Annotated in this window: 18 protein-coding genes and 5 tRNA genes; 7 read left to right on the top strand and 16 right to left on the bottom strand. The window is 41.1% G+C overall.

Annotation, left to right across the window (positions count from 1 at the left end; genetic code table 11):
- The first annotated feature begins 233 nt into the window (after positions 1–233).
- On the top strand, positions 234–572 hold the full coding sequence (locus tag G327_RS0106920; RefSeq protein ID WP_019614034.1) for a TehB family protein: 339 nt from the start codon (positions 234–236) through the stop codon (positions 570–572).
- An 89-nt stretch (positions 573–661) separates the two neighbouring features.
- Here the strand turns inward: G327_RS0106920 and G327_RS0106925 are convergent, their stop codons facing one another.
- Positions 662–2224 (bottom strand): phospholipase effector Tle1 domain-containing protein, encoded by a 1563-nt coding sequence (locus tag G327_RS0106925; protein WP_019614035.1) that lies wholly within the window; start codon positions 2222–2224, stop codon positions 662–664.
- A 309-nt stretch (positions 2225–2533) separates the two neighbouring features.
- Between G327_RS0106925 and G327_RS0106930 the strand changes: the two genes are divergently transcribed.
- Complete coding sequence (locus G327_RS0106930) at positions 2534–3385, top strand: bile acid:sodium symporter family protein (RefSeq protein ID WP_019614036.1); 852 nt, start codon at positions 2534–2536, stop codon at positions 3383–3385.
- An 88-nt stretch (positions 3386–3473) separates the two neighbouring features.
- Here the strand turns inward: G327_RS0106930 and G327_RS24135 are convergent, their stop codons facing one another.
- Positions 3474–4499 (bottom strand): DUF1254 domain-containing protein, encoded by a 1026-nt coding sequence (locus G327_RS24135; protein WP_019614037.1) that lies wholly within the window; start codon positions 4497–4499, stop codon positions 3474–3476.
- Positions 4500–4883: 384 nt separating this feature from the next.
- Here G327_RS24135 and G327_RS0106940 point away from each other — a divergent pair, with 384 nt between their 5' ends.
- Both G327_RS0106940 and G327_RS0106945 read left to right on the top strand, forming a co-directional pair.
- Positions 4884–5390, top strand: coding sequence for a Crp/Fnr family transcriptional regulator (locus G327_RS0106940; RefSeq protein ID WP_281167222.1), 507 nt, complete (start codon positions 4884–4886; stop codon positions 5388–5390).
- A gap of 75 nt (positions 5391–5465) precedes the next feature.
- Positions 5466–5918: a GNAT family N-acetyltransferase gene (locus G327_RS0106945; protein WP_019614039.1), complete on the top strand. Its 453-nt coding sequence runs from the start codon at positions 5466–5468 to the stop codon at positions 5916–5918.
- Between the two features lie 105 nt (positions 5919–6023).
- Here G327_RS0106945 and G327_RS0106950 read toward each other — a convergent pair whose 3' ends face one another.
- From G327_RS0106950 to G327_RS0106960, 3 genes are all read right to left on the bottom strand, one after another.
- Positions 6024–7310 (bottom strand): sensor domain-containing diguanylate cyclase, encoded by a 1287-nt coding sequence (locus G327_RS0106950; protein WP_019614040.1) that lies wholly within the window; start codon positions 7308–7310, stop codon positions 6024–6026.
- A gap of 386 nt (positions 7311–7696) precedes the next feature.
- Positions 7697–7972, bottom strand: coding sequence for a DUF4389 domain-containing protein (locus tag G327_RS0106955; RefSeq protein WP_019614041.1), 276 nt, complete (start codon positions 7970–7972; stop codon positions 7697–7699).
- Positions 7973–8007: 35 nt separating this feature from the next.
- Entirely contained in the window at positions 8008–8871 is an 864-nt protein-coding gene (locus tag G327_RS0106960; protein WP_019614042.1) for a nucleotidyltransferase family protein, read from the bottom strand.
- 362 nt (positions 8872–9233) lie between these two features.
- On the opposite strand from G327_RS0106960, the gene G327_RS0106965 reads away from it, so the two are divergent.
- The gene (locus G327_RS0106965; RefSeq protein WP_019614043.1) at positions 9234–9719 is read left to right on the top strand and encodes a hypothetical protein; all 486 of its coding nucleotides are present in this window, start codon (positions 9234–9236) and stop codon (positions 9717–9719) included.
- Positions 9720–9806: 87 nt separating this feature from the next.
- Here G327_RS0106965 and G327_RS0106970 read toward each other — a convergent pair whose 3' ends face one another.
- Positions 9807–10016 carry a cold-shock protein gene (locus G327_RS0106970; RefSeq protein WP_019614044.1) on the bottom strand — a complete coding sequence of 70 codons (210 nt, stop codon included), beginning with the start codon at positions 10014–10016 and terminating at the stop codon, positions 9807–9809.
- Between the two features lie 387 nt (positions 10017–10403).
- Between G327_RS0106970 and G327_RS0106975 the strand changes: the two genes are divergently transcribed.
- On the top strand, positions 10404–11780 hold the full coding sequence (locus G327_RS0106975; protein ID WP_019614045.1) for an aspartate aminotransferase family protein: 1377 nt from the start codon (positions 10404–10406) through the stop codon (positions 11778–11780).
- A gap of 25 nt (positions 11781–11805) precedes the next feature.
- Here the strand turns inward: G327_RS0106975 and G327_RS0106980 are convergent, their stop codons facing one another.
- A complete protein-coding gene (locus G327_RS0106980) occupies positions 11806–12501 on the bottom strand; it encodes a 2'-5' RNA ligase family protein (RefSeq protein WP_019614046.1) in 696 nt (231 codons plus the stop codon).
- 233 nt (positions 12502–12734) lie between these two features.
- On the opposite strand from G327_RS0106980, the gene G327_RS0106985 reads away from it, so the two are divergent.
- Positions 12735–13718 (top strand): lipid A deacylase LpxR family protein, encoded by a 984-nt coding sequence (locus tag G327_RS0106985; protein ID WP_019614047.1) that lies wholly within the window; start codon positions 12735–12737, stop codon positions 13716–13718.
- A gap of 228 nt (positions 13719–13946) precedes the next feature.
- On the opposite strand, the gene fdhD is transcribed toward G327_RS0106985, so the two are convergent.
- The 9 genes from fdhD to G327_RS0107030 form a co-directional block, all read right to left on the bottom strand.
- The gene (fdhD, locus tag G327_RS0106990; RefSeq protein ID WP_033297966.1) at positions 13947–14819 is read right to left on the bottom strand and encodes a formate dehydrogenase accessory sulfurtransferase FdhD; all 873 of its coding nucleotides are present in this window, start codon (positions 14817–14819) and stop codon (positions 13947–13949) included.
- A 137-nt stretch (positions 14820–14956) separates the two neighbouring features.
- Positions 14957–17830 carry a formate dehydrogenase subunit alpha gene (gene fdhF, locus G327_RS0106995; RefSeq protein ID WP_019614049.1) on the bottom strand — a complete coding sequence of 958 codons (2874 nt, stop codon included), beginning with the start codon at positions 17828–17830 and terminating at the stop codon, positions 14957–14959.
- A 2-nt stretch (positions 17831–17832) separates the two neighbouring features.
- On the bottom strand, positions 17833–19398 hold the full coding sequence (locus tag G327_RS0107000) for a formate dehydrogenase beta subunit (protein ID WP_019614050.1): 1566 nt from the start codon (positions 19396–19398) through the stop codon (positions 17833–17835).
- Between the two features lie 3 nt (positions 19399–19401).
- Positions 19402–19875, bottom strand: coding sequence for an NADH-quinone oxidoreductase subunit NuoE family protein (locus G327_RS24140; protein WP_019614051.1), 474 nt, complete (start codon positions 19873–19875; stop codon positions 19402–19404).
- Between the two features lie 966 nt (positions 19876–20841).
- A tRNA-Pro gene (locus tag G327_RS0107010) sits at positions 20842–20918 on the bottom strand.
- A gap of 226 nt (positions 20919–21144) precedes the next feature.
- Positions 21145–21229 (bottom strand) — tRNA-Leu (locus G327_RS0107015).
- 37 nt (positions 21230–21266) lie between these two features.
- Positions 21267–21342 (bottom strand) — tRNA-His (locus tag G327_RS0107020).
- A gap of 17 nt (positions 21343–21359) precedes the next feature.
- A tRNA-Arg gene (locus tag G327_RS0107025) sits at positions 21360–21436 on the bottom strand.
- A gap of 144 nt (positions 21437–21580) precedes the next feature.
- Positions 21581–21657: transfer RNA gene (locus G327_RS0107030), tRNA-Pro, on the bottom strand.
- Positions 21658–21964: the final 307 nt, after the last annotated feature.

Raw genomic sequence — 21964 nt, forward strand, 5'->3', positions numbered from 1 at the left:
TTTATTTGAACTCGACAGCAGCAGGCTCAAAATAACGGGCTGAATACTCTTTAACCCTCTCTCGGCAGCATTTGCTGATCTAATACAAAAAGTTCTGCAGCCCGGCAATAAACGCAAATGATAATTATTATTGACAAAGAACCCAAAAGAAGTAATCTATATGCATCTTTAGTGTTCCAGTGAACACTGATACAAATTAATTTATCTAATATACCTTACTGAGGAGATTTAAAATGAGTCATTTACGAATTCCAGCTAACTGGACAGTACAGCGTTCTACCCCTTTCTTTAGCAAAGAAAACGTTCCTGCGGCACTGCTTTCGCATCACAACACTGCACAAGGCGTATTCGGTCAACTGTGTGTAATGGAAGGTATCGTTACCTATTACGGCTTTGCCGATGAACATGCCAGCGAGCCGGAAATAAAAGTGGTTATCAATGCAGGACAGTTCGCTACCAGCCCGCCTCAATACTGGCATCGTATTGAAATATCTGATGATGCGCAGTTCAATATTAATTTCTGGTCTGAGACAGATAAAAGAGATCAGCCTCTTTTCCACGCTAAGAAATAAACGTTATGCTGTTCCCGCGCTCTACGGGAACAGCATCATTCATAAACCAAGCATGGGAATGAAGCACGCTGTCTTCAACGTTTAAGCTGCTAAAGTTTTTCTACTATTATGGTTATCTTACCTTCGTTATTTCCATAATATGCCTTCTTGTCATTGGCAAAGGGCTTAAATTCCCCCGACTTTTTCATTTTCACTTCAACCGGCCCTTCACCTATTTCAAATGTACAGTCGTCATCTTTAATGCATCCGCATAAACAAAACCAGTCTGAGTCAGGTACTCTACGAAATGGTTCAGCTAATGCGATAGCAATCTCTCTTATCCCCAGCTCCTGACTGCCTCTATTCCAGCCTTTAGGGCCGCATTTAATCGTCGCATCTTTCCACTGCTGAGCCGGTTTAGCAGTAAATCGATAGGTTGATCCCTTTTCTAACATCAAGCCGCTGTTGTTATACAGTTGACTGGCAAATACAGTCACCTCTGCGTGCTGACCTACTTTTTCAAAATACCGTAGGTCGCCGCGGGGAGTTTCAATATGCGGCGTAATTCCATGGCATTCTTTTGTTCTTCCATCTGCATAAACAACGCGGTGTTTTCTGTTTTTTAATGACTTCGGCCGGTAGTCGCCATCACCGTGAATACGCGAGGCAACAGACCAATGCAGCAACGGCAGTTTACTGCAGACTCGGTCATCCTCGATGACACAGCAGAGACGATCCGTCAACGTAGTCCAGTCAAGTATTAAAAACCTGTCCTGCTGATGATTTTTACCAAAGGGACTAGGATTACGCGCCAGATCATCAATACCTATTTCGTAATCGACACCTTTAGGAATTACTTTTTCTAACATAGAAGCGTTAGGCATTGCATATTCTGCCTGCGGCACATTGTCCGATATCCACTGTAGAAAATATTCAAATGCCATATCCGATAAACGATCCCGGTAATAGCCGCCGCCGACATCTGAATGCGCGCCCGCAAACCAGACTTCATGAACAACATCTTCCTGATAGTTCATCAAAGTGGGTTGAAAGGCATGGCGCTTGTCATCCAGACTAATACAGTGAAGTGCTTTTATTACATTGCCGGGCAGTGTGTGCCCATTTTCAAACAACACATCAGACTCAGGACGATCTGATTTAGACATATTTGGAATTCCGATACTCGCGACTGTGTCATAAAGGGCTTCATAGACAAACTTCCCAACAACTGCATATTGCGGTTCTGACTTAGCTTTTTCATGATGCTCTTTTTCTATTATCGCAACAAAACGTCTAGCTAATGCGGCCCCGCGGCTGAACCCGGTAACCAGCATTTTATCGCCAATTTCATAGTTATTTTTAAAATCACTCATGGCATTTTTTAGGATAGCGGCAACATCTGACTTTTCTGCAGATACAGCAGCGTTATATAATCGCTTTAAACGAGAACCATAGGTACCGACACCCTGGTAATAAAAAACCACCTGACTGCTTCCCGCCCAGCTAGACGTACAGCCTTTTTCTTTCTGTAGATTACCTCCAAGCATTAAGTGAAATTTCAATATATTGGTAATATTGTCGTCTTCTTTAGCTCCTTTGTAGTCGATATCCTGCGATGCATCTGACGGTTCATTGCATGTTCCGTCAAAGTTAAAAATAAGTAATTTGGACATTGTTAATTACCTCTTTATCTGCAATTTAAGAAAATCATTTATGGACAGCGGTCTATGCTGTCACCGCGCGCATATTCACCTCTTTCACAAACTCAAACATGACTTTAGAACAATATAATTTTTATAAATAGATCAGCATCATGTTTTTACACCTTGGAGTTTAATATTTAGGCAGGACTTTCCAGACAATCTGAACATCAATTTTCAAAAACTTTGTACTTGATATTTTTTCTATAATAGATTCCGCTCCTGCCGTATAATAACGGCCTGAATGTGATTGTTTTAAAATGAGAATAGGAAAACTGCTGTATGAGCCAGACAATGTTAACCATTGCACTGCCGCTTGCGCTGGCGTGGGTAATGTACTGCGTAGGCCTGACCCTTACCGTAGAAGACTTTAAACGTGTTGCTCTTTATCCGCACAAAGTAATAGCGGCTTTAGCTGCCCAGTTAATCGGCCTGCCGCTGCTCGCCTATCTCTTAATCCATCTGTTTGCTTTGCCGGAGCCAATTGCCGCCGGTTTATGGCTGCTGGCCATTGCACCTGGCGGGGCATCATCCAATGCAATTAGCCATTTAAGCGGCGGTGACAGCGCCCTGTCAATCAGTATCACTGCGGTCAGCAGTTTAATCATCCCAGTCAGCCTGCCGCTTATGCTGCCGTTAATCATTCACGACACCCAGCTGGTTATGCCAGTTCAGACAGCAATACTGCAGCTGGCGGCCGTTACTATTGCACCTTTGATCATTGCAATGACCATGAAACGTTACATCACAGCGTTTTGGTTTTCTGCCTTTAGCCGTTTTGCAGCGTCTTCGGCATTATGTGCCCTGTTTTTTACCGTTGTGGTTACGCTGGCGGCCAACGCTCACATCTTTAGTCAGATGTTTACTGTGGCTTCAACTGCCGTTCTCGCATTGTGTTTGAGCGGCATGCTTCTCGGTCTGACTGTCGCGAAACTTTTAGGCGGAGATAAACGTCTGATGAAAACACTGTCTATTGAAGTTGGAATTCAAAACGCAGGAACGGCAATATTCGTAGCCGTTGTGCAGCTGCAGAGACCGGAACTGGCACTCACCCCGCTGCTGTACGGAATATTAATGAATATACCGGCAATGCTGCTTATTTATCGAAACAAACGCAGAGTCAGCTGCCGTTAATGTACTAGGAATACCACGTATAGAACAGAAGTAAGGTGTATACAGATAAGCGGTCAGTTTTACCTGACCGTTTCACAAGAAAATCTACCTATATTTTTACAAACTCCGGAAGCTGATAGTTGTGAAAATCTTCTAAATCTGGACGATAGACACGCAGCAGGAAATTCCAGCCGTCTGTTACATCCAGACGGTTAACAGCGTATTTTCCACAGTTTTCAGCTGAGCCGAAATGTACTGTGGTCGTACCGTCTTTATTAGTTTGACGATTGTAGCCGTTCAAAATACCGTGATCATCTGAGTACAAGAATCCCTGCTTATCATACATAGTAATTGACCAGAAACCTTCATTTTCAGGCTCAGCAAAAGTGGCGCTGTAGCACTGGGTATCAGCCAGTTTAGGGTCTACCACTTTATAGGATGCTTCTCTATCAGGCAGTACGCCCCACGCCATTGCAGTGCCCATTAAATGACGCCAGTCATCAACTTTACCTCGAGGTCCCATCATGTCAGCCAGAGACTGCTCTTTCATACCTTGTGCAACTATTTCTTTACGGGCAGCCAGCATATTTTCAATATCAATATCTCCCTTAACAAAAGGGACAGATGACTGGGCACTAATGGTAAAATTCGGCTGAATATTGTTAACCACATGGTCTATATCAGCCTGATTCATATTGTCGGCACTGGTACGAAGCAGCGCCACCACATAATCGCTGTCTGCTTTAATTTTATGAGTACCAGGGGTAGTAATAACCTGTTCAGTGAAATGAAACATATCGATTATTGCGATTGAAAAATAACGCCCGTACATCTCCGGCACAGTTATGTCCGCTCCATCACTAACATCAATAACGGCGATAGAATATAAGCTGTCGTTATTCGTGCGGATAACCTTTTGGTCGGCAACGTTAATGAATTCTTTTATATGGTTCCAGACATTAACCCCCAGGCCTATGTTATTTGCATAATGATCTGCAGCCAGGGCAGTTTCTGCGTAACGGTAACTGTCCGCATCAAAACCGTAGGTCTGCAGATCAACCGGAAAACTGCCGGCAGCCGCTGTAAAAGATGTAAAAGATGTAAACAAAGTAAGTGCTATAATTGTTTTTTTCATATTAACCTCTATGCAGTTTAAATATTACCCATCGATTTTGCGCTGGACAATAACGTGTTAATTATACCCAAGCCACTGAAGATGGCTGACTCTTGCCCTGCGGGAGTCAAGCTCTGAATCTGCATCTGCATCTTCAAGTGGTTTGGGTATATAATGCGTAGTGAATTATATTGTTCTGCATACACGCAAAGAATAACGTCGACTTATGACGTTACATAAATTTCATTTATGTAATCCCCGTCTGAAGGCCTGCTTTGAATATATTTATCAGACTAGGGTAATATGCAGCTCAGCTGCCGCACTTTCTCTCATTAAAAGGAAATTATAATCACAACCTTCATTGAACAATTACAGCAGCACGGATTCAACAGTGCAGAAATTAAGCTGTTAAGCACAGCAAAATCACTGCACCTGCCTGCGAAGTATATTTTGGTGAAACAGGGAGAAGACGCCGATTCAATCTACTTTGTTTTACAGGGTCTTTGTCACGCTTGTTATCTTACTGAGCAGGGCAAACAGTTCAGTAAAGAGTTTTACTGGGAGCAGGACTGGATAATTGGATTTGAGGGACTTATCGGCAGTTTGCCCTCCGCTTATTTAGTGGAAACACTCACCGAGACCAAGCTGCTGTGCTTACCGGTTTCATCTATTGAACAGTGGCGAGAACAGTCACACCCTGTATATATTAAACTGCTGGAAAAACAGCTGCTGCATAAAGAAAACAAAGAACGTTTTATGCTCCTGCATACACCTGCACAACGCTACGCGCTTTTCTGTCGCCACTACCCTCACCTGCAGGAACGGCTTAGTGATTACCAGATTGCCGCTTATTTGGGCATTACCCATATCAGCCTAAGCCGTATTAAGGCGCGTTTAAAAGAGAATAGTTAACATAAGTTAATGCTTAAACGCAGTCTGCCTGCTACATTGCTTTTTCTCTTGAACTCTTAGTCTTAGGTAAAATAAATGATTTCCTGGCAGTTACTCCCTTTTAATAAACTTTCCACAAACCAGCTCTATCAGCTGATTAAGTTAAGAATAGATGTTTTTGTGGTTGAACAAACCTGTCCGTATCCGGAACTGGACGGCAAAGATCTATTTGACGGTGTGCAGCATCTGCTCGGCTTTAATAACGGCGAACTTATCGCCTGCGCGCGACTACTTCCAGGGGGGATCTCCTATGATAATGTCAGTATCGGGCGCGTTGCTACTAAACAAACAGCCCGCGGCAGCGGCTTAGGGCATCAGCTGCTGACCCAGGCATTACAGCAGTGTGAAAGGCTCTGGCCGGGACAAAGCATTGATATCGGCGCGCAGCAGCATTTAACCCCTTTTTACCAACGCCACGGCTTTAAAGAAATATCAGAGATGTATTTAGAAGATAACATCCCGCATGTTGATATGCGTCTGAATAAATAAACTCCATATACGTTGCCACGCAGGGTATGGGAACAAGTTTTCTAACCCGTGTTTATGAAGACTGCTCAAGCTTTGACCGTATCAGGCTAAGGGGCTTTATCCCCCCTATTCAACCCGGTTACGGCCTTTCTCTTTGGCAAGGTAAAGTTTTTCATCGACTTGAGAGACATATGTATCAATCGTACCTTGATTAACAACAATATTATTATCAACTAAAATATCTATTATTCCGATACTTACCGTGTAATTAATAATCGTTTCACCATCACCAGCAATAACACCACTTGAAGCAGTTACATCACATATATTTTGAGCTAGACCAGCAGCCTCTTCTTTATCGGTCATCGGCAGCAAAATCATAAATTCTTCTCCACCGAAGCGGAAAATATAATCTGATTTTCGCAGTGCTTTTTCTAACAGAGAAGAAAAATGTTTTAAGACAATATCACCTGCCGCATGACCGTATCTATCATTGATTGATTTGAAATGGTCCAGATCGCACATCATCAAAGAAAATTCTCTTCCCGATGCCTTAGCAATATCAAGCTTATTAAGTACTATTTTATTAAATAAACGTCTAGTCAGCAGGTGGGTAAGCGGATCTTTGGCACTCAATTCAATCTCGTTAAGAAAAGCTATTTCATTTCCAATTTCAAGTGAATAATAGTCTATACGGTTCATCAGATGAATCAGAGTGGCAGGACGCAGCTCTTTACGTTTACAGTAATTTACAACATTTGCAGCCAGATCATGAAGATTGATATGCAGTTTATCCAGCTGTTTATAGTGTGATGTAGACAGCAGGTGGGAGGCTGTTGAGCTTTTCATCCATTTACCGAATTCACATAAATTTGGATTCAGCTCTGGATAATTATCATCAAACTTCTTTTCCTGCACATATAAAATCAAATCAACCATCCATTTGAGATGATTCTCGTAATGTATCATAAAGTTTTTATCGGGAATCGACTGCGTATGTGAGAGTCGAGTTTCACATTTAAACTTAAATTTATTTAAATATTTGTGCAGATATAAAATAGTAATCCGATACTCGTGCTGTGCAAAATAGCTGTCAATTTCTTCTATATGTTTAAAGTCTTTTTTCCCTATAAGGTCACAAAGCAGTTGTCGTATAATTGTGACAAGTTCACTGTAGAGAAACAAAAAAGAGATATCATGTTCAATGGTGAAATTCACCAGATCTTTTGTATTTTGCTCAATTTCCTCTTCAGAAGAAGCACTAAGAAGCTTTAAAAACAGATTTTTATATTGTGTAATCGCACTGCTGTAAAGCAGTTCATTAGAATAACTCGGCTGCAGAGTATCGACACTGATATTAAAATAACGAACGCACTTTTCAATATCCGTCAGGTACTGCTGAATTATCTGCACGTTACTTTCCTTAATATTTATTAATGATTGAATTAAAACCAATCATAATATTTATTAAACACAGTGTCTTTCTAGTTTAGGCTTAATTTGATAATTTTTTAATCTCTGATATAAAGGTTAAAAAAACGCATCAATTCAAAGCGAAGTTCAGGGTCTTATGGCTGGTAGAAATACTCTGGAATATAATCACAAACAAAGTGCTTAACGGCAGGGAAATAATTGAGAGCAGGTCACAGTGCTTCACAGCTAATAATATATAAGCCCTTCTCGCTCGATTGAGGCATTGATAAATCAGGACTCGCAGAAAGGGTTATACCGCTAAGGTAGTATTTAACAAAAAGGGAAGAACAGATATCTGTCTGCCCTGCCCTTAAATTTTTAGCTCTCTACTCCTGCGGCCAGTCAGCTGCCGGGAACGGACGAAGCTCACTGTTATAGGTAAGATACAGCACAATCTGATACTGGTAGACGCTCAGACTTTTACCAAACTGCAGCAGGTTTTCATTTGTTTCACCGGTCAGCAGTACAGCTAAAAACTGCAGTACAACAACCACTAAGGTTACAAATTTAGCCACGCCCATTAGAAAGACAAACATCAGCATAAATAAACCGCGTAACCATACACTTTTGTTTTTATAGGATTTTTCTTGTTGTTCGCTCATTTCAGCTCCTTTATATTAAGCCGTTTAAATTATTATTACGCACTCAGATACTGATTCCAGGCATAGTGGTACATCTGTTTTGACTCCTTTCTAAGTTTATTAACAGCAGCCAGCTCTAGTTCACTTAACGCACGGTTTTCACTTAACTGCAGACGCTCTATTCTCTGAATCTGTTCATAATTGTGATGTTCTTTACCATTTTTAATCGTTGAAAATGCTTCCAGGTGTAACTGCACTTCTGCAATAAGCTGACTCTCCGGCAGGCGGACAAGCAGACTTAAATCTCTGTAACCCGATGCTCCCGGGCTTTTAAAACGGTTTTTAATACGCACTATCTGCGTCTGCTGCTCAATTAACTCAAAGGCACTGAGCAGCGATGGGATATCTTGAGCAACAATCGAAGAGCGGGCCAAATCTGTTATCAACTCGCTGCTGCCGGCAAGTTTTGTATTGATTTTGTTTAAAGCACGCGCCTTAGATTTGATACCTGATGAAAAAGAGCTGGTCTGACTCAGCAGCGCAATACGCTCAGTTAAACTTTCCAGTTCACTCTGTCCGGTCAGCGCATTCTGGTAAAGCTCGGTGAATTCACTATAGGGCTGTTTAATCGGATCACAACGATAGTCACTGATACTATAAAGACCCATAAGGTTTTTAGGATAAGTGGAGGTACGCTCAGCTGGCGTAAAAGGTAATAAGGACTGTGCAGGTTCATCATTTGCCTGATAAGAGCTATCCAATAAAGGAAAAATACTCTCAGAATCTGAATTCTTGCGATTTGCCTGGGTAAAGGTTAATAACTTAGCCGCATCGATATTTTGATGAAGTTTCGTCGGGGTCGCATTTGTCTGCGAAGACATAGCCAGTAAAACAAAAAGGGTCTGGAATAACTTGTTCATTAATTCTCCCTATCTAATATTGTTGTCAGATGATTCTGACAACAATATTAGATATAAAGACTTAATATGTCAGTTTCAAGTGTAAAATGAAAATAACAGCTGTTTTTTTAATCGTCCGCTTAAAGATGCGATCCAGCTCTCGTTAGCATTAGATTAATCAAAAACAGGGGAACTATTATGACATCGCTATTCAGCATGGCTGGGTGTTAAGAGTGAAATAACGTCGTCCATTTCAAAATAACCTATACAGATCTCGAATTTTCAAAAACCTTCGTGACCTTTCGTTATCTTTCATGTATTTTCAGTTACATTAAATATTAAACAATTATTAATAAGTAAAACCCTGACAAGTGAAATTATATATGAATAAAAAAACAGCTGAAAACACACCACAAGAATATTTTTTAACTGCAATTGTCTACCATGGTGAAGAGCAGGATAATCAGTTTAAATATGTGGAAAGATATAATTCTTACAATCAGGCAAAAAAACAGCTAAAAAGAATTGTAACCGAAAAGCGTAAACAAAAATGGGATGTGAAAGCCGACTTTAAATCCAGACCTGAAGGTCAGGGCAATATTGATTATATGGTAACGGGTCATGACAGCGACAGTACAGACAAGGTGCACTGGCTGCTCTCTTGCGGTGAAACTGCAGTCATGGCAGACGGCAATAATTTTTCAGAATTTAATGACGTAACACCGAAAAGAACCAAACAAAAACAAACAGAATACCGCAATGAACCGGCAGTCAAAAAGCTGATCGCCAAGCTGCTGTTCGTACTTAAAATGTCACCGATTGTGACAATCGCTATTTCCTTTATCTTGTTCTGGATATTTTTTGTTTAAAAAACAAGACTCACTTTCCAGCAGGCAAAAAAAATGGCAAACCCGTAAAGGTTTACCATTTTCTAAATTCTGAATAGTGACTACGGCTTATAGCGCAACAATATTCTCAGCTTGCGGGCCTTTTTGACCTTGAGTCACAGTAAACTGAACCTTCTGGCCTTCAGCAAGTGTTTTAAAACCGTCACTTGCGATAGCGCTGAAGTGAGCAAATACATCTGGACCAGATTCCTGCTCGATAAAACCAAAACCTTTAGATTCGTTGAACCACTTAACTGTACCTGTAACTGTATTAGACATAATAGTCTCCTGTATTTTTAAATTAATTGTGCCTTAAAAAGGCTTGAGTAGCGTAAAAACAGACTGGAACTTAAAAACTACAGAGCGAGGTATTATTACAACGAAATGGAGAATGTAAACAAAAGGCTTTCTTTCTTGCTGGGGCCCACTATATAGAATCTAGCTAGGATGTCAATAGAGTTGATTAAAAAGCACACAGAAAGCGAACACTAAACAGCCAGTCGTGAGCTGATAGATCCAATATAACGAACAAAAAAAGCGCTCTCCGTGAGCAGCCGTTCATAATATCAGGCAGTTATAATGAGTCACCCTGTGCCGATGCCTATCAACGCCTTCCAACGATAACTTACTATAATCAATAGAGTGCGGTTGTTTCGGGAGTATAATATGCATTTACTAACTGATAAGCACAATATAGATAAACACCTGCTTCTGCCGGGCCCAAAATCCAAGAAAGTGATCGCAGAGACACAACAATATATAGGCCGAAGTAATTATGTCGGTCTATATGGAATTGCCATAGCGGCAGGAAACGGCAACTATATACAAGATGTTGACGGCCATTGGTATTTAGACTGTTTAACCGGCGCTTCGTGCAATATCCTCGGCTACAACACCGGATTAGAACAAATTTATTCCGATGCGGCTAAAACGCTGCAGCATTCCTGCTTCCCCTATGCGCCGAACCAGGCGGCTTTAGACTTAGCCAAACTATTAATAAACAATACCCCGGGGCATTACCCCAAAAAAGTTTTATTTGGATTAAGCGGTTCAGATGCCGTAGAAGCAGCTATTCAGGCCATGAGAAAATATACCGGCCGCTTTGCAGTGGTATCTTTTAAATATGACTATCACGGCTCCACTGGGTTATCCCAGCCGGCCTCGGGTTTTGGTTTAGATAAAGGTATTTTTCCTCATTCAAAATATTTCCGCCATTTTGATTTTCCCGGTATAGCCTCTCAAGTAGAGCAGGTTCTGGCTGATATAAAAACCGCTTTTCAGAGCGGACTGGTCGGCGGCGTATTAGTTGAGCCCATTCAAGGGGATGCCGGTGTTATAACACCGGCAGAAGGCTTTTTAGCATCTCTTCGACAGCTGGCATCTCAATATAACTGTTTATATATGGTTGATGAAGTGCAGACAGGAATGGGCAGAAGCGGCAGGCTTTGGGCCATTGAACATTATAATATTGAGCCGGATCTGCTGATCACAGCGAAAGGATTATCGGCAGGTTATGTACCTGTTTCTGCTGTTATAGGCAGGCAGGAAATACTCGATTCTCTTGAACCTGCACAGCATGTTTTCACCTATTCCGGACATCCGCCTTCCTGCAGGGTCGCACAATATGTAGTGAATAAAATGATACAAGCAGATACCTTGGATTCTGTCACCCGAAACGGATTGTTATTAAAAAATAAGCTGTTAAAACTACAGAAAATATTCCCGAATATTATTAAGGAAGTACGGGGATTAGGACTAATGCTGGGAATGGAGCTCAATATTGAAAACAATCCGGCATTAACACAAACCTTCTGTTATTTATGTTTACAAAGAGGTGTATTTTTCGGTTATTTCGGCATTAATAATAACGTAGTCCGAATAGAGCCGCCGCTCACTCTGACACAGGAAGAGATCGCCAGGGTTATTGAGGTAAGCCATGAAGCGTTTTCGATAATCGCAGAAAACAGGGTCTCAGATAATGTTAAAGATGCATTCAAAAAATACTGTGTTGGCATCGGTATAGCCGCCGACAAGAAGATTTGAGACAGATTCCTCGCGCATAGGGCGGTTATTGTATTTTTCTAAGCTCACAGTGAGACAGCTGTTTTGTATGTGACAAGTTTTGATACCAGTTATTAAAAACCAGCTCCAGTTTATCAATAGTCACCGTACCAAAATCAAAGTTTCTATATTTATAAAGTATTTTTATAAATTTTTCGCTGTTGTGCACTTCCCGGCGAAACCTGACCGCTGTTGTATGCGCCGTAGATATTTTATACCTGAGATCAATCGATGTCGGCAGAGCGGCTTTCTTGAAACCATCACGCAGTCGGCTGCGCAGTACATTTAACTGCCCGCTTTCAGGAAATCCCTGAATCAGAATACAAGACGACGAAGCGGTAATACCAGTGTATTTTATTGTAAAAGGCGGCAGATCCTTAACCGCATCAGCAAAAACTCCGGCATAAGCAGGCGCATCAATATCGCTCAGCGTAAAACCTTGTTGACAGGTAATAATCGATAACACCGTCAGATGCAGTTCATTCTCTGGATAATAATACTGCAGCGGCTCTATACTTCTTAACTCATCTAAAAAACCACCGATTTTTTCACCAGTATCAGGGCTAAGGTAAGATAAAACAGTCAGCCCTCTGCGGTTATCCTCCGTTGAATTAATAAGAGGATCTGTCTCATATTGATTTTCTTTGAACCTGCAGATGGAATTGTTCCACATATCATCATAAATTTTTTTTATATCAGACATAATAAGGACTGTTGACCTCTGTTATTTACTGAAACTGAAGTAAATAGTTTATTCTATTTTTCCTATGCAGACACTTAACCTTCGCCATTTTTTGAATATAATTGTTCAATCGCTTTATATCTAAAAACTCATCAGCAGCGGTAGGATTGTGACTAGCAACTCTACCTTAACTCATTCTCTATGCTACTTTTATACGAATACCGTTAATAGCTCACCTTGTACCGGAGGCCTATTTGTCTCATCTGTCTGCAAAACGAATAATACATATATCCGCCATGCTGCTGTGCACATCTAATGTTTATGCCGGGCAATGGTTTATTCAGATAGATAATGACGCAGCTTTCGGGGATGACGGTAACTACAGCAACGGTTTAATCATTGGCTGGGAAGAGACGCCAGCCTCCAACCTAAGCAAAGCGCCGGGCTTTATGCACCGGCAAAGCCAGCTTTCCTTTACACAAACACAGGCAGAGAAAGCCTGGGGATTAAAATTAAGCCAGCAGATGTGGACGCCCTCTGAAATTGCAATAGAAACACCACAGCCTTATGAGCGCCCTTTTGCCGGATATTTAGCAGTAGAAAGCCACACAGCGACTTACAGCAGCTCCCTAGCTCAGAAAAACTGGTTATCACTGGGTGTGGTAGGACCAGCCTCCGGTACTCAGCCAGTTCAAGAAGTTGTCCACAAGATTATCGGCTCATCATCACCGCTTGGCTGGCATAATCAGATAGAAAATCAACTCACTGTGCAGCTGGGCTATGAGGTAGAAACACTACTGATTCGACAGGACTTTGCTAACGGAAGTCAGTGGGAATTCAGCGGCTTCAGTCATTCACAGCTCGGAAACTTCCGCAGTGAAACCGATCTCGGTCTCACCTTGAAATGGGGAACCAGTCTACGCAATTCTTTTGGACGGTTAAGCAGTCACAGCGGCCAATACGGTAATTTATCTGCAGAGGCAGAGTCCGGCTCATTTTTTATTTACAGCCGGGCGTCTATGGGGTATCGATTCAATGATTTAACATTACAAGGCAGTCTGCCCTACGATTCCTACGTCGAGCTTGAAAATAAACAGGCGGCTCTTACAGTCGGCGTTATCTGGGTACAGCCGGGCTGGTCAGTCGCCTGGAGCTTTAATACCTACACTCGAGAGTACCAGAGTGATCCCGGCAGACACCATGGTTACGGCTCATTAATATTCAGCTGGGGCATGTAAAAACCGGCCGCTTAAATAAACACTTATTTTCAGCTTCGTAAGCCGGGGCAAATAGATCTATCTTATCTGGCGGCTAAATAACACGATCCCGTTTACATTGTTCAGCTAACAGTGTTTTTTGCTATTGCATTGATTAACATACATTTATTATGCATCTGTTGATGCTCACAATGACACTAATAACATTCGTGTCATCGGCAGATTACTACACAATTGCAGCTGTTATTGTTAAGTTGATAATACCCGCCAGCCACCATGATAAACATTGAAACTGTCAGTTTTGGTAAAACCGATTAAGGTGACATTAAATTTTGTAGCCGCTTTGACAGCAAGGGCTGAAGGAGCGCCAACTGCGACTATTATATGAATATTGGCCATGATCGCTTTTTGTACTAATTCAAAACTAATACGCCCACTCAGCACCAATATCGTTTCTTCATTGCTAGTTTCCGTTAAACAGTTCATACCAATAACTTTATCAACGGCATTATGACGTCCGATATCTTCAGCGGTCACGAGAAACTGATCAGCAGAATATAAACCAGCAGCATGTGAGCCGCCTGTTTGCGAGAAAATAGTTTGATGCAGTCGTAACTGCTCAGGCAGATGGAAAATATTTTGGCTGTTAATTGTTGTTTTATTTTCGGTCGTCTTTACGGGCGCTTTGAGCTGCAGTGCGTTTAACGACGTTTTACCACAAATACCGCAACTTGAATGACTGGTAAACTGGCGCTCAATAGCTCGCCAATTCGGCTGTACATGCTTTGCTAAGACGACACATACCGCGTTACCTTGATGCTGCTGTGTATCAAACTCACAATCTGTAATATCACCTTTTTCGTTTATGATACCTTCACATAATAAAAAACCATGAATCAATTCACGATCCTGACCCGGGGTACGCATCGTAATTGAAAGTGTATTTGTTTGGTATTGTTCACTCGCTAAGTCGTAATAAGACAAGCTGATCTGCAGCGGCTCCTCTACAATAATAACGTCTTCTTTGAGCTTCTGATGTAATTGCTCTGACTGACGTTGATAATGCTGTTTAGGCATCACCTTGACTTCGAGAGCATTGTCGTTCTCTATTCTGTGGTGCATTTATTACTCTTATTACTAAAATGTGACAGGATAAATTATCCGTTTTATTTTCGCGTTTTGATAACTCATGAGTAGATTGAAAGCAGACTCTTTTTATCGAAGATATTCTTTAAATAAAAACAGTCTGCGTTATTCAATTACTCAACTGATTCCTCAAGAGAAGCTTCAAAAAAATCTTTCTGCTTTTCTATCTGCTCGTTTCGAGAAACCTGCCACTCTGACAAAGTGTCAGTTGCTGCGATTTTAACTGCAGTCACCTTAAACTCAGGACATTTAGTCGCTTTATCTTTATCCCATCCTTGAATCGCATTGATTGCCGTATCAGGGTGATGGAACGTAGTAAACAGAGTACCAGCTTTCACTTTCTTAGAAAGGCGAACCTTAATTGAGATCTCATTAGTTCGGCTTATTAAGCTCACAAGATCGTCCGTTTTTAAGGAAAGTCGTTCAGCATCACTTGGATGAATTAATAACTCATCTTTTTCATGCCATTCACTATTTTTCGTTCTCCGTGTCTGCGTGCCTACATTGTAATGTACCAAAACGCGACCTGTAATTAATATGAAAGGGAAATCGACATCAGCAGCCGAACTTGTTTCCTGATAATCACATACTTGTAATGCCCCGCCACCTTCTCTGATGATTTTACCTTCATGCAGAATAGGTGAACCATTCGGGTTTTCTTTATTACAAGGCCATTGCACGCCACCAAGTTGATCTATTTTATCGTAGCTAACCTCACTAATATCATTCCATAGACCTTTCATCTCATCTAAAATTTCTTCCGGATGGTTGTAATGCATATCGTAACCCATCGCAGTTGCGACTTTAGAGATAATTTCCCACTCTTGTAACTCAACTTTAGGTTTCAACGCATTTCTTACGCGGCTAAGTCTACGCTCTGCATTAATAAATACCCCGTCCTTTTCTAAGAAAGAGCTGCCGGGTAAAAATACATTTGCAAAAGCAGACGTTTCATTTAAAAACAGATCCAGTTGTACAACAAAGTCCATTTTAGATAACGCTTTAGCAATACGCGGTAAGTCTGGCTCAGACTGCATGATCTCTTCACCTTGAATGAAGAAACCTTTAAACTTATCTTGTAATGCACTATCAATCATCTCAGGCATTTTTTGACCTAGTTTAGTGCTCTGTTCAACGCCCCATGCTTTAGTGTATTTATCTGCAACATCTTGACTTGTCACATCTTCATAACCAAGTGTGGAGTGAGGGTAAGCCCCTACATCACAAGCACCCTGTACGTTATTTTGACCACGTAAAGGATTCACCCCAGAGCCGTTTCTCCCTAAGTTTCCGGTTAACATCGCAAGGTTAGCAAGTGTCATTACACCATCAGAGCCTTGAGCATGCTCAGTAACACCTAAGCCGTAAAAGATAGAGCTTCTATCACTTGAGCCATAAATATTGGCAGCTTTAACAATGTCGTAGCTTGTAACACCTGCAATTTTTGCAACGTGCTCTGGGCTATGTTGCTCCTGCTTAATAAAGTCCATATATTTTTTCACAAGCGTGTTGTCTAACTGCTCTTTAATATACTTCTTATTAACCAGATTTTGGGTCACTAAAACATGCGCAATAGAGTTTAATACCGCAACATTTGTACCCGGTTTAATTTGCAAATGAACATCTGCTTTAATAAGTGGAGAACTAACTAACTCTGTCTCCATCGGATCAATCACAACTGTTTTTACACCAGCAACACGCATACGTTTTTTCAAACGCGCACCAACAACTGGGTGAGCATTGGTTGGGTTTGCGCCAACGATTAAAAACACATCAACATGTTCAATACTATCAAAGTCTTGTGTACCTGAACTGGTACCCAGAGTTTGCTCTAATCCGTAACCCGTCGGTGAATGGCAACGTCTTGCACAGTTATCGATATTGTTATTAGCAAATGCTGTTCTGTTGAACTTTTGAAGTGCATATACCTCTTCTATCGTACAGCGAGAAGAAGCTAATGAGCCAAGTGCATCATTGCCATGCTCTTCTTTAATTTTATTAAAGCCCTTTGCAATAAAGGCAAATGCTTCTTCAAAGCTTACTTTTTTCCAAGGGTCATTAACAGTTTCACGAATTAACGGCTCTGTAATTCTTTCTTTATGCGAAACATAATCGTAAGCAAAACGACCTTTAACACAGAGGTGATTTTTGTTTGAAGGCGTATTGCCGTTAGGTGTGATCCTAACCACCTCATCCATTTTAGTTTCAACAACTAAACCACAGCCAACACCACAATAAGCACAAGTCGTGGCAACTTTGTTTGATGGTAAGCCCATCTTGACCATGCTTTTTTCATTTAATGAAGCGGTAGGACAAACTTCAACACATTTACCACATGAAACACAGATAGAGTTTTTAAAGTCAAATAGACCCGGACAGACTTCTGAATGAAGTCCTCTATGTTTAACGGTTAATGCAAAGGTACCTTGTGTTTCGATACACACCCTGACACATTTATAACAGCTGATACATTTGCTGCTTTCATAGTCAAAATAGGGTGCTGATTTATCAATAACAGGTTTATGAGGTTTACGATCTTCCACTAAAAAGCGAGAGCCCCTCACACCATGTTCAGCACATAAAGTTTGTAAGTCACAGTCTCCATTAGCTGAACAAACTAAACACTCTAACGGATGCTCTGAGATATACAGATCCAGTAAATTTTTTCTAAGTTTAAACAGCTCTTTGCTTTCCGTTGTAACAACAAGTCCTTCTGCAACAATTGCTGTACAAGAGGTTGTGATTCTTGCTCCTTCAATTTCAACAATACATAGCCTGCAGCCGCCAATCGGTTTAAGGCTGTCTGTCGCACAGAGTCTTGGAATATTAATACCTACTTTTAAAGCGGCGCGCATAACTGACTCACCTTCAAAGGCGGTAACAGTTTGACCATCGATAGTTAAGGTAACCTCTTTTTTAGAGTCAACCGCTGGCGTGCCATAATCACATTTTACATTGATGATATTTTTTGCGTTGGTTAGCTGCATAATTATCTTCTCACATATTTGTTGTAACGATCTTCAAACTCATTTGGAAAGTTTTTAATCAAGCTTAAAACAGGCACTGCGGTGATCCCGCCTAATGCACATAATGACGTTTGCGTCAGGGTATCGCAGAGCTCTTTTATGAGAATAATATTTTCATTTACAGACTCGCCTGAGATAATTTGCTCCATCATCTCAGCGCCGCGTCTTGAACCAATACGACAAGGAGTACAGGTTCCACATGACTCTAAGGCACAGAAATCAAAAGCAAAATGCGCTAACTCTTTGGCACTTGCATCATGCCCCATCACGATTATTCCACCATGCCCGATATGTCCACCGAGCGTTTTAAAATGCTCGTAGTCTAATGGGTTATCTAAATCGTTCTTAGACATGTGGTAACCAAGCGGCCCGCCTATCTGCACCAATTTAACATCTCTCGCACCATCAAATGAGAACGCTAAACCGCCGCCAAAGTCATCGATGATATCTCTAACCGTAATACCAAATGGTAATTCAACTAAGCCGCCATATTTAATGTTGCCGCTGAGCTGAAACGGGCAGGTACCACGAGAGCGGTCATAGCCAAGTCTGCCGTACGCTTTGCCGCCATTTTCAATAATCGGTACCATGCTGACTAGTGAGATAACATTGAATAGTGCTGTTGGTTTTCCAAACAGACCTTTGTGAACAGGGAATGGCGGTTTTACACGAACAGTGCCACGCTTGCCTTCTAAACTATTTAATAATGCAGTCTCTTCACCACAAACATAAGAGCCGGCACCAACACGCAGATGGATATCAAAATCTTTGCCGCTGTTTTGGATATTTTTACCCAGCCAGCCTGTTTTGCGGGCAAGATTAATGGCATTATTTAATACTTTTCGTGCGATTGGATATTCAGAACGAAGATAGATATAACCTTCATTTGCCCCCACCGCTAACGCGGTTAAAAACATGCCTTCTAAAATCATAAACGGGTCACCCTCACCCATCATTCGATCTGAAAACGTACCAGAGTCACCTTCATCGAAGTTACAAACAACAAATTTTTCGTCATCAACCGCATCTTTGGTTGCTTGTAGTTTTAGATAAGACGGGAATGCAGCGCCGCCTCGACCTCTTAAGCCAGAGTGTTCCATCTCTTTAATTAGGCTTTCAGGGGAGGCAAAAAGTGCTTTTTTAAGTGCAGTAAAACCACCATGCTTGATGTAATCATCAATATCCATCGGGTCAACTAAACCAACACGCTTAAAACAGAGTCTTGTCTGCTTAGCAAGGTAAGGTACTTTAGTAATATCACCGACTCTTAATGGATGCTCTCCTCCGTTTAAAAAGTCAGCATCAAACAATCCAGCAACATCTTTTTCTTTGACGGGACCATAAGCAATACGCTCGCCGTTAACTTCCACTTCAACTAAGGTTTCTAACCAGAAAAGTCCCCAAGATCCATTACGAATAATTTGAATATCTTGATTGTTTTGCTTTGCGAGTAGTGTAATTTCTTCAACAACTTCATCGGCGCCTAAAGAGACAGAGGTGGTATCTAACGGAACATAAACCTTAATCATTATCTATTTTCCTTTACAGTTTTTATTGATGATGCTTTTTACGTTATCGCTGGTTACTTCAGCATAAAGTTTATCGTTCACAACAATATTCGGACCAACTGCACAGTTGCCTAAACAAAAAACCTCTTCTATTTCAAATTCTCCATCTTCTCTCTTTTCACCAATATCAGTTTCTAATGTGTCACACAAAACTTTAATCATATTCTTAGACTTTCTCGCATAGCATCCTTCAGCCATACAAACTTTTACCACATTTTTTGCTCTTGGCTTAGTTTTGAAATCATGGTAAAAACTAACAACACCAAGTACCCCTGCTTCAGACTGACTAAAAGTATTGGCCAGTGCTGGGTATAACTCTTCATTAATATAACCAAAGGTATCTGCCAAGTTTCGCAGTGTTTCAACTAACCCCCCTCTTAAATGGGTGTTTTTTTCTATCACTTTAAGCGCTGTATCAAAATCATATTCTTTAAACATATTCGCGTTCTCTTATCTATGCATTAACTTGGTGTCAAACGCTAAATAACATTTGACACAATCGCTTTACTTACCGAAGCTCAACGCCCTTATTAGTGGTTAAAATGGAGAGTTAAATTAACAATTCGCTTACTAAACGACATCGTCACACGGCAGGGCAGTTAACAACATTTACACTTACTGTTAACATGTTTTTTATAATACCTCATGAATGCAGGGATATAATAATACAGAACAACAGCACCTTGATTTTTATAGACATTTTTTGACCAACTTAACATTTCTAGGTAAACGCTCCGTGGCAAAAACGACAATACCCAATTTGGAGTAAATAAAGGGCAGGATGAAACGAGTTATTCCCCACGCTACGGCAGCTCAAAAAAGCACTGAATCTGCTCATGGGATTTAAACCTGCTCACCTGCTTCCCTTGTTGTCGAGTCGCTTGATGTGAGAACTCATACCATTTCGCATAATTAAATGCTCTGAAATTACGATGGGATAATTAATGATAGTAAGGCTTTTGATTGAGCAATAGATTGGCTATTGGGATGGAAAACAACGAAGCTATCATTAATTTTAATTAGTAAGACAGATCAGATGTTTATACGGATTGGTATCACATCGGTTATTTGCACATTAAACCGTCGAGTGCTCAATACTTGGAATTAATTCTTTGCAATACCATTCCGCCTAATTAACTGCTCTGTTTTTATATTTGCAAGTACGTTTTTAACCACGTAATACAGTGGGCGAGGCTGAAGCCTCACTTTCTAAAATAGAGCACAATATTAAGCGGATTGGTATAAAGCGCGTTAATCAACTGTGGTCGGTGATAAAGGATTCGAACCTGACAAACACGCCATCAGGTCCAACTCCTTATAAAACGATTGGAGGTGCGCTGCCAAACTACGCTAACCACAATCTCTAGACGAAAAAAAACCGCTACAAGAGCGGTTTCTTTAATGTGGTCGGTGATAAAGGATTCGAACCTTTGACCCCCTGGTCCCAAACCAGGTGCGCTACCAAGCTGCGCTAATCACCGAATATTTTTAGGGTTTAAGTTGTTATACCTTTTGGGGGTTCCCCCTGGTCCAACTCTTTGTAACCCATCGGAGGTGCGCTAAAAAGCTGCGCTAATCACCGAGATATTACTTTAAATATTTAGTTTAAATGGTGCGAAAAAGAGACTTTAACTATCACATTTTGCGCTTACTTTGAGGAACAGCTGAACCTAAATCCGATTTCCTCATTACCACTCTTTGTTTAAATGGTGCGGAAAGAGAGACTTGAACTCTCACACCTTGCGATACTAGAACCTAAATCTAGCGCGTCTACCAATTCCGCCACTTCCGCAACTATTTAAACTTTACTACTTATTACATTTTAAAGATGGGGCGAATGACGGGGATTGAACCCGCGACAACCGGAATCACAATCCGGGGCTCTACCAACTGAGCTACATCCGCCGCTAAACTTTTAAATATGGTGACCCCTATAGGATTTGAACCTATGGCCTACGGCTTAGAAGGCCGTTGCTCTATCCAGCTGAGCTAAGGGGTCTTAACTTTTCTAACACAAAACACGTTTATAACATGCTTAATAAAAGTGGTCGGTGATAAAGGATTCGAACCTAAGAACGGCCCCTCTAGTCCAACTATCTATAAGCTTCGCGACGATGCGCTACCAAGCATATAGATTTCAATTTGGTCGGTGATAAAGGATTCGAACCTTTGACCCCCTGGTCCCAAACCAGGTGCGCTACCAAGCTGCGCTAATCACCGAAATTTTTTAGGATTTAAATTATTATACCTTCCGGGGTTATCCCCCTGGTCCAACTCTTTGTAATCCATCGGAGGTGCACTAAAAAGCTGCGCTAATCACCGAAAATTTTTAGGGTTTAAATTGTTATTCCTTCCAGGGCAACCCCTGGTCCAACTCTTTGTTACCCATCGGAGGTGCGCTACTAAACTACGCTAATCACCGAAAAGTTGTTAAGGGCAATGCCTTGTCAACGAGGCGAATATTACTGAGTTGTGATCTGATCGTCAAATATTTTTTTCATTAATCGTGTTGTATGCTGAATTATTA

The sequence above is a fragment of the Psychromonas ossibalaenae ATCC BAA-1528 genome, assembly GCF_000381745.1.
In the GTDB taxonomy this organism is placed as follows: Bacteria; Pseudomonadota; Gammaproteobacteria; order Enterobacterales; family Psychromonadaceae; genus Psychromonas; species Psychromonas ossibalaenae.

Bases quoted from the DNA above. Each gene is read 5' to 3' on its own strand.
- G327_RS0107000 (WP_019614050.1), bottom strand. From the start codon at position 19,398: ATGATTAAGGTTTATGTTCCGTTAGATACCACCTCTGTCTCTTTAGGC.
- G327_RS0106980 (WP_019614046.1), bottom strand. From the start codon at position 12,501: ATGTCTGATATAAAAAAAATTTATGATGATATGTGGAACAATTCCATC.
- G327_RS0106975 (WP_019614045.1), top strand. From the start codon at position 10,404: ATGCATTTACTAACTGATAAGCACAATATAGATAAACACCTGCTTCTG.
- fdhD (WP_033297966.1), bottom strand. From the start codon at position 14,819: ATGCACCACAGAATAGAGAACGACAATGCTCTCGAAGTCAAGGTGATG.
- G327_RS0106920 (WP_019614034.1), top strand. From the start codon at position 234: ATGAGTCATTTACGAATTCCAGCTAACTGGACAGTACAGCGTTCTACC.
- G327_RS24135 (WP_019614037.1), bottom strand. From the start codon at position 4,499: ATGAAAAAAACAATTATAGCACTTACTTTGTTTACATCTTTTACATCT.
- G327_RS0106930 (WP_019614036.1), top strand. From the start codon at position 2,534: ATGAGCCAGACAATGTTAACCATTGCACTGCCGCTTGCGCTGGCGTGG.
- G327_RS0106955 (WP_019614041.1), bottom strand. From the start codon at position 7,972: ATGAGCGAACAACAAGAAAAATCCTATAAAAACAAAAGTGTATGGTTA.
- G327_RS0106970 (WP_019614044.1), bottom strand. From the start codon at position 10,016: ATGTCTAATACAGTTACAGGTACAGTTAAGTGGTTCAACGAATCTAAA.
- G327_RS0106925 (WP_019614035.1), bottom strand. From the start codon at position 2,224: ATGTCCAAATTACTTATTTTTAACTTTGACGGAACATGCAATGAACCG.
- fdhF (WP_019614049.1), bottom strand. From the start codon at position 17,830: ATGCAGCTAACCAACGCAAAAAATATCATCAATGTAAAATGTGATTAT.
- G327_RS0106960 (WP_019614042.1), bottom strand. From the start codon at position 8,871: ATGAACAAGTTATTCCAGACCCTTTTTGTTTTACTGGCTATGTCTTCG.
- G327_RS0106945 (WP_019614039.1), top strand. From the start codon at position 5,466: ATGATTTCCTGGCAGTTACTCCCTTTTAATAAACTTTCCACAAACCAG.
- G327_RS0106965 (WP_019614043.1), top strand. From the start codon at position 9,234: ATGAATAAAAAAACAGCTGAAAACACACCACAAGAATATTTTTTAACT.
- G327_RS24140 (WP_019614051.1), bottom strand. From the start codon at position 19,875: ATGTTTAAAGAATATGATTTTGATACAGCGCTTAAAGTGATAGAAAAA.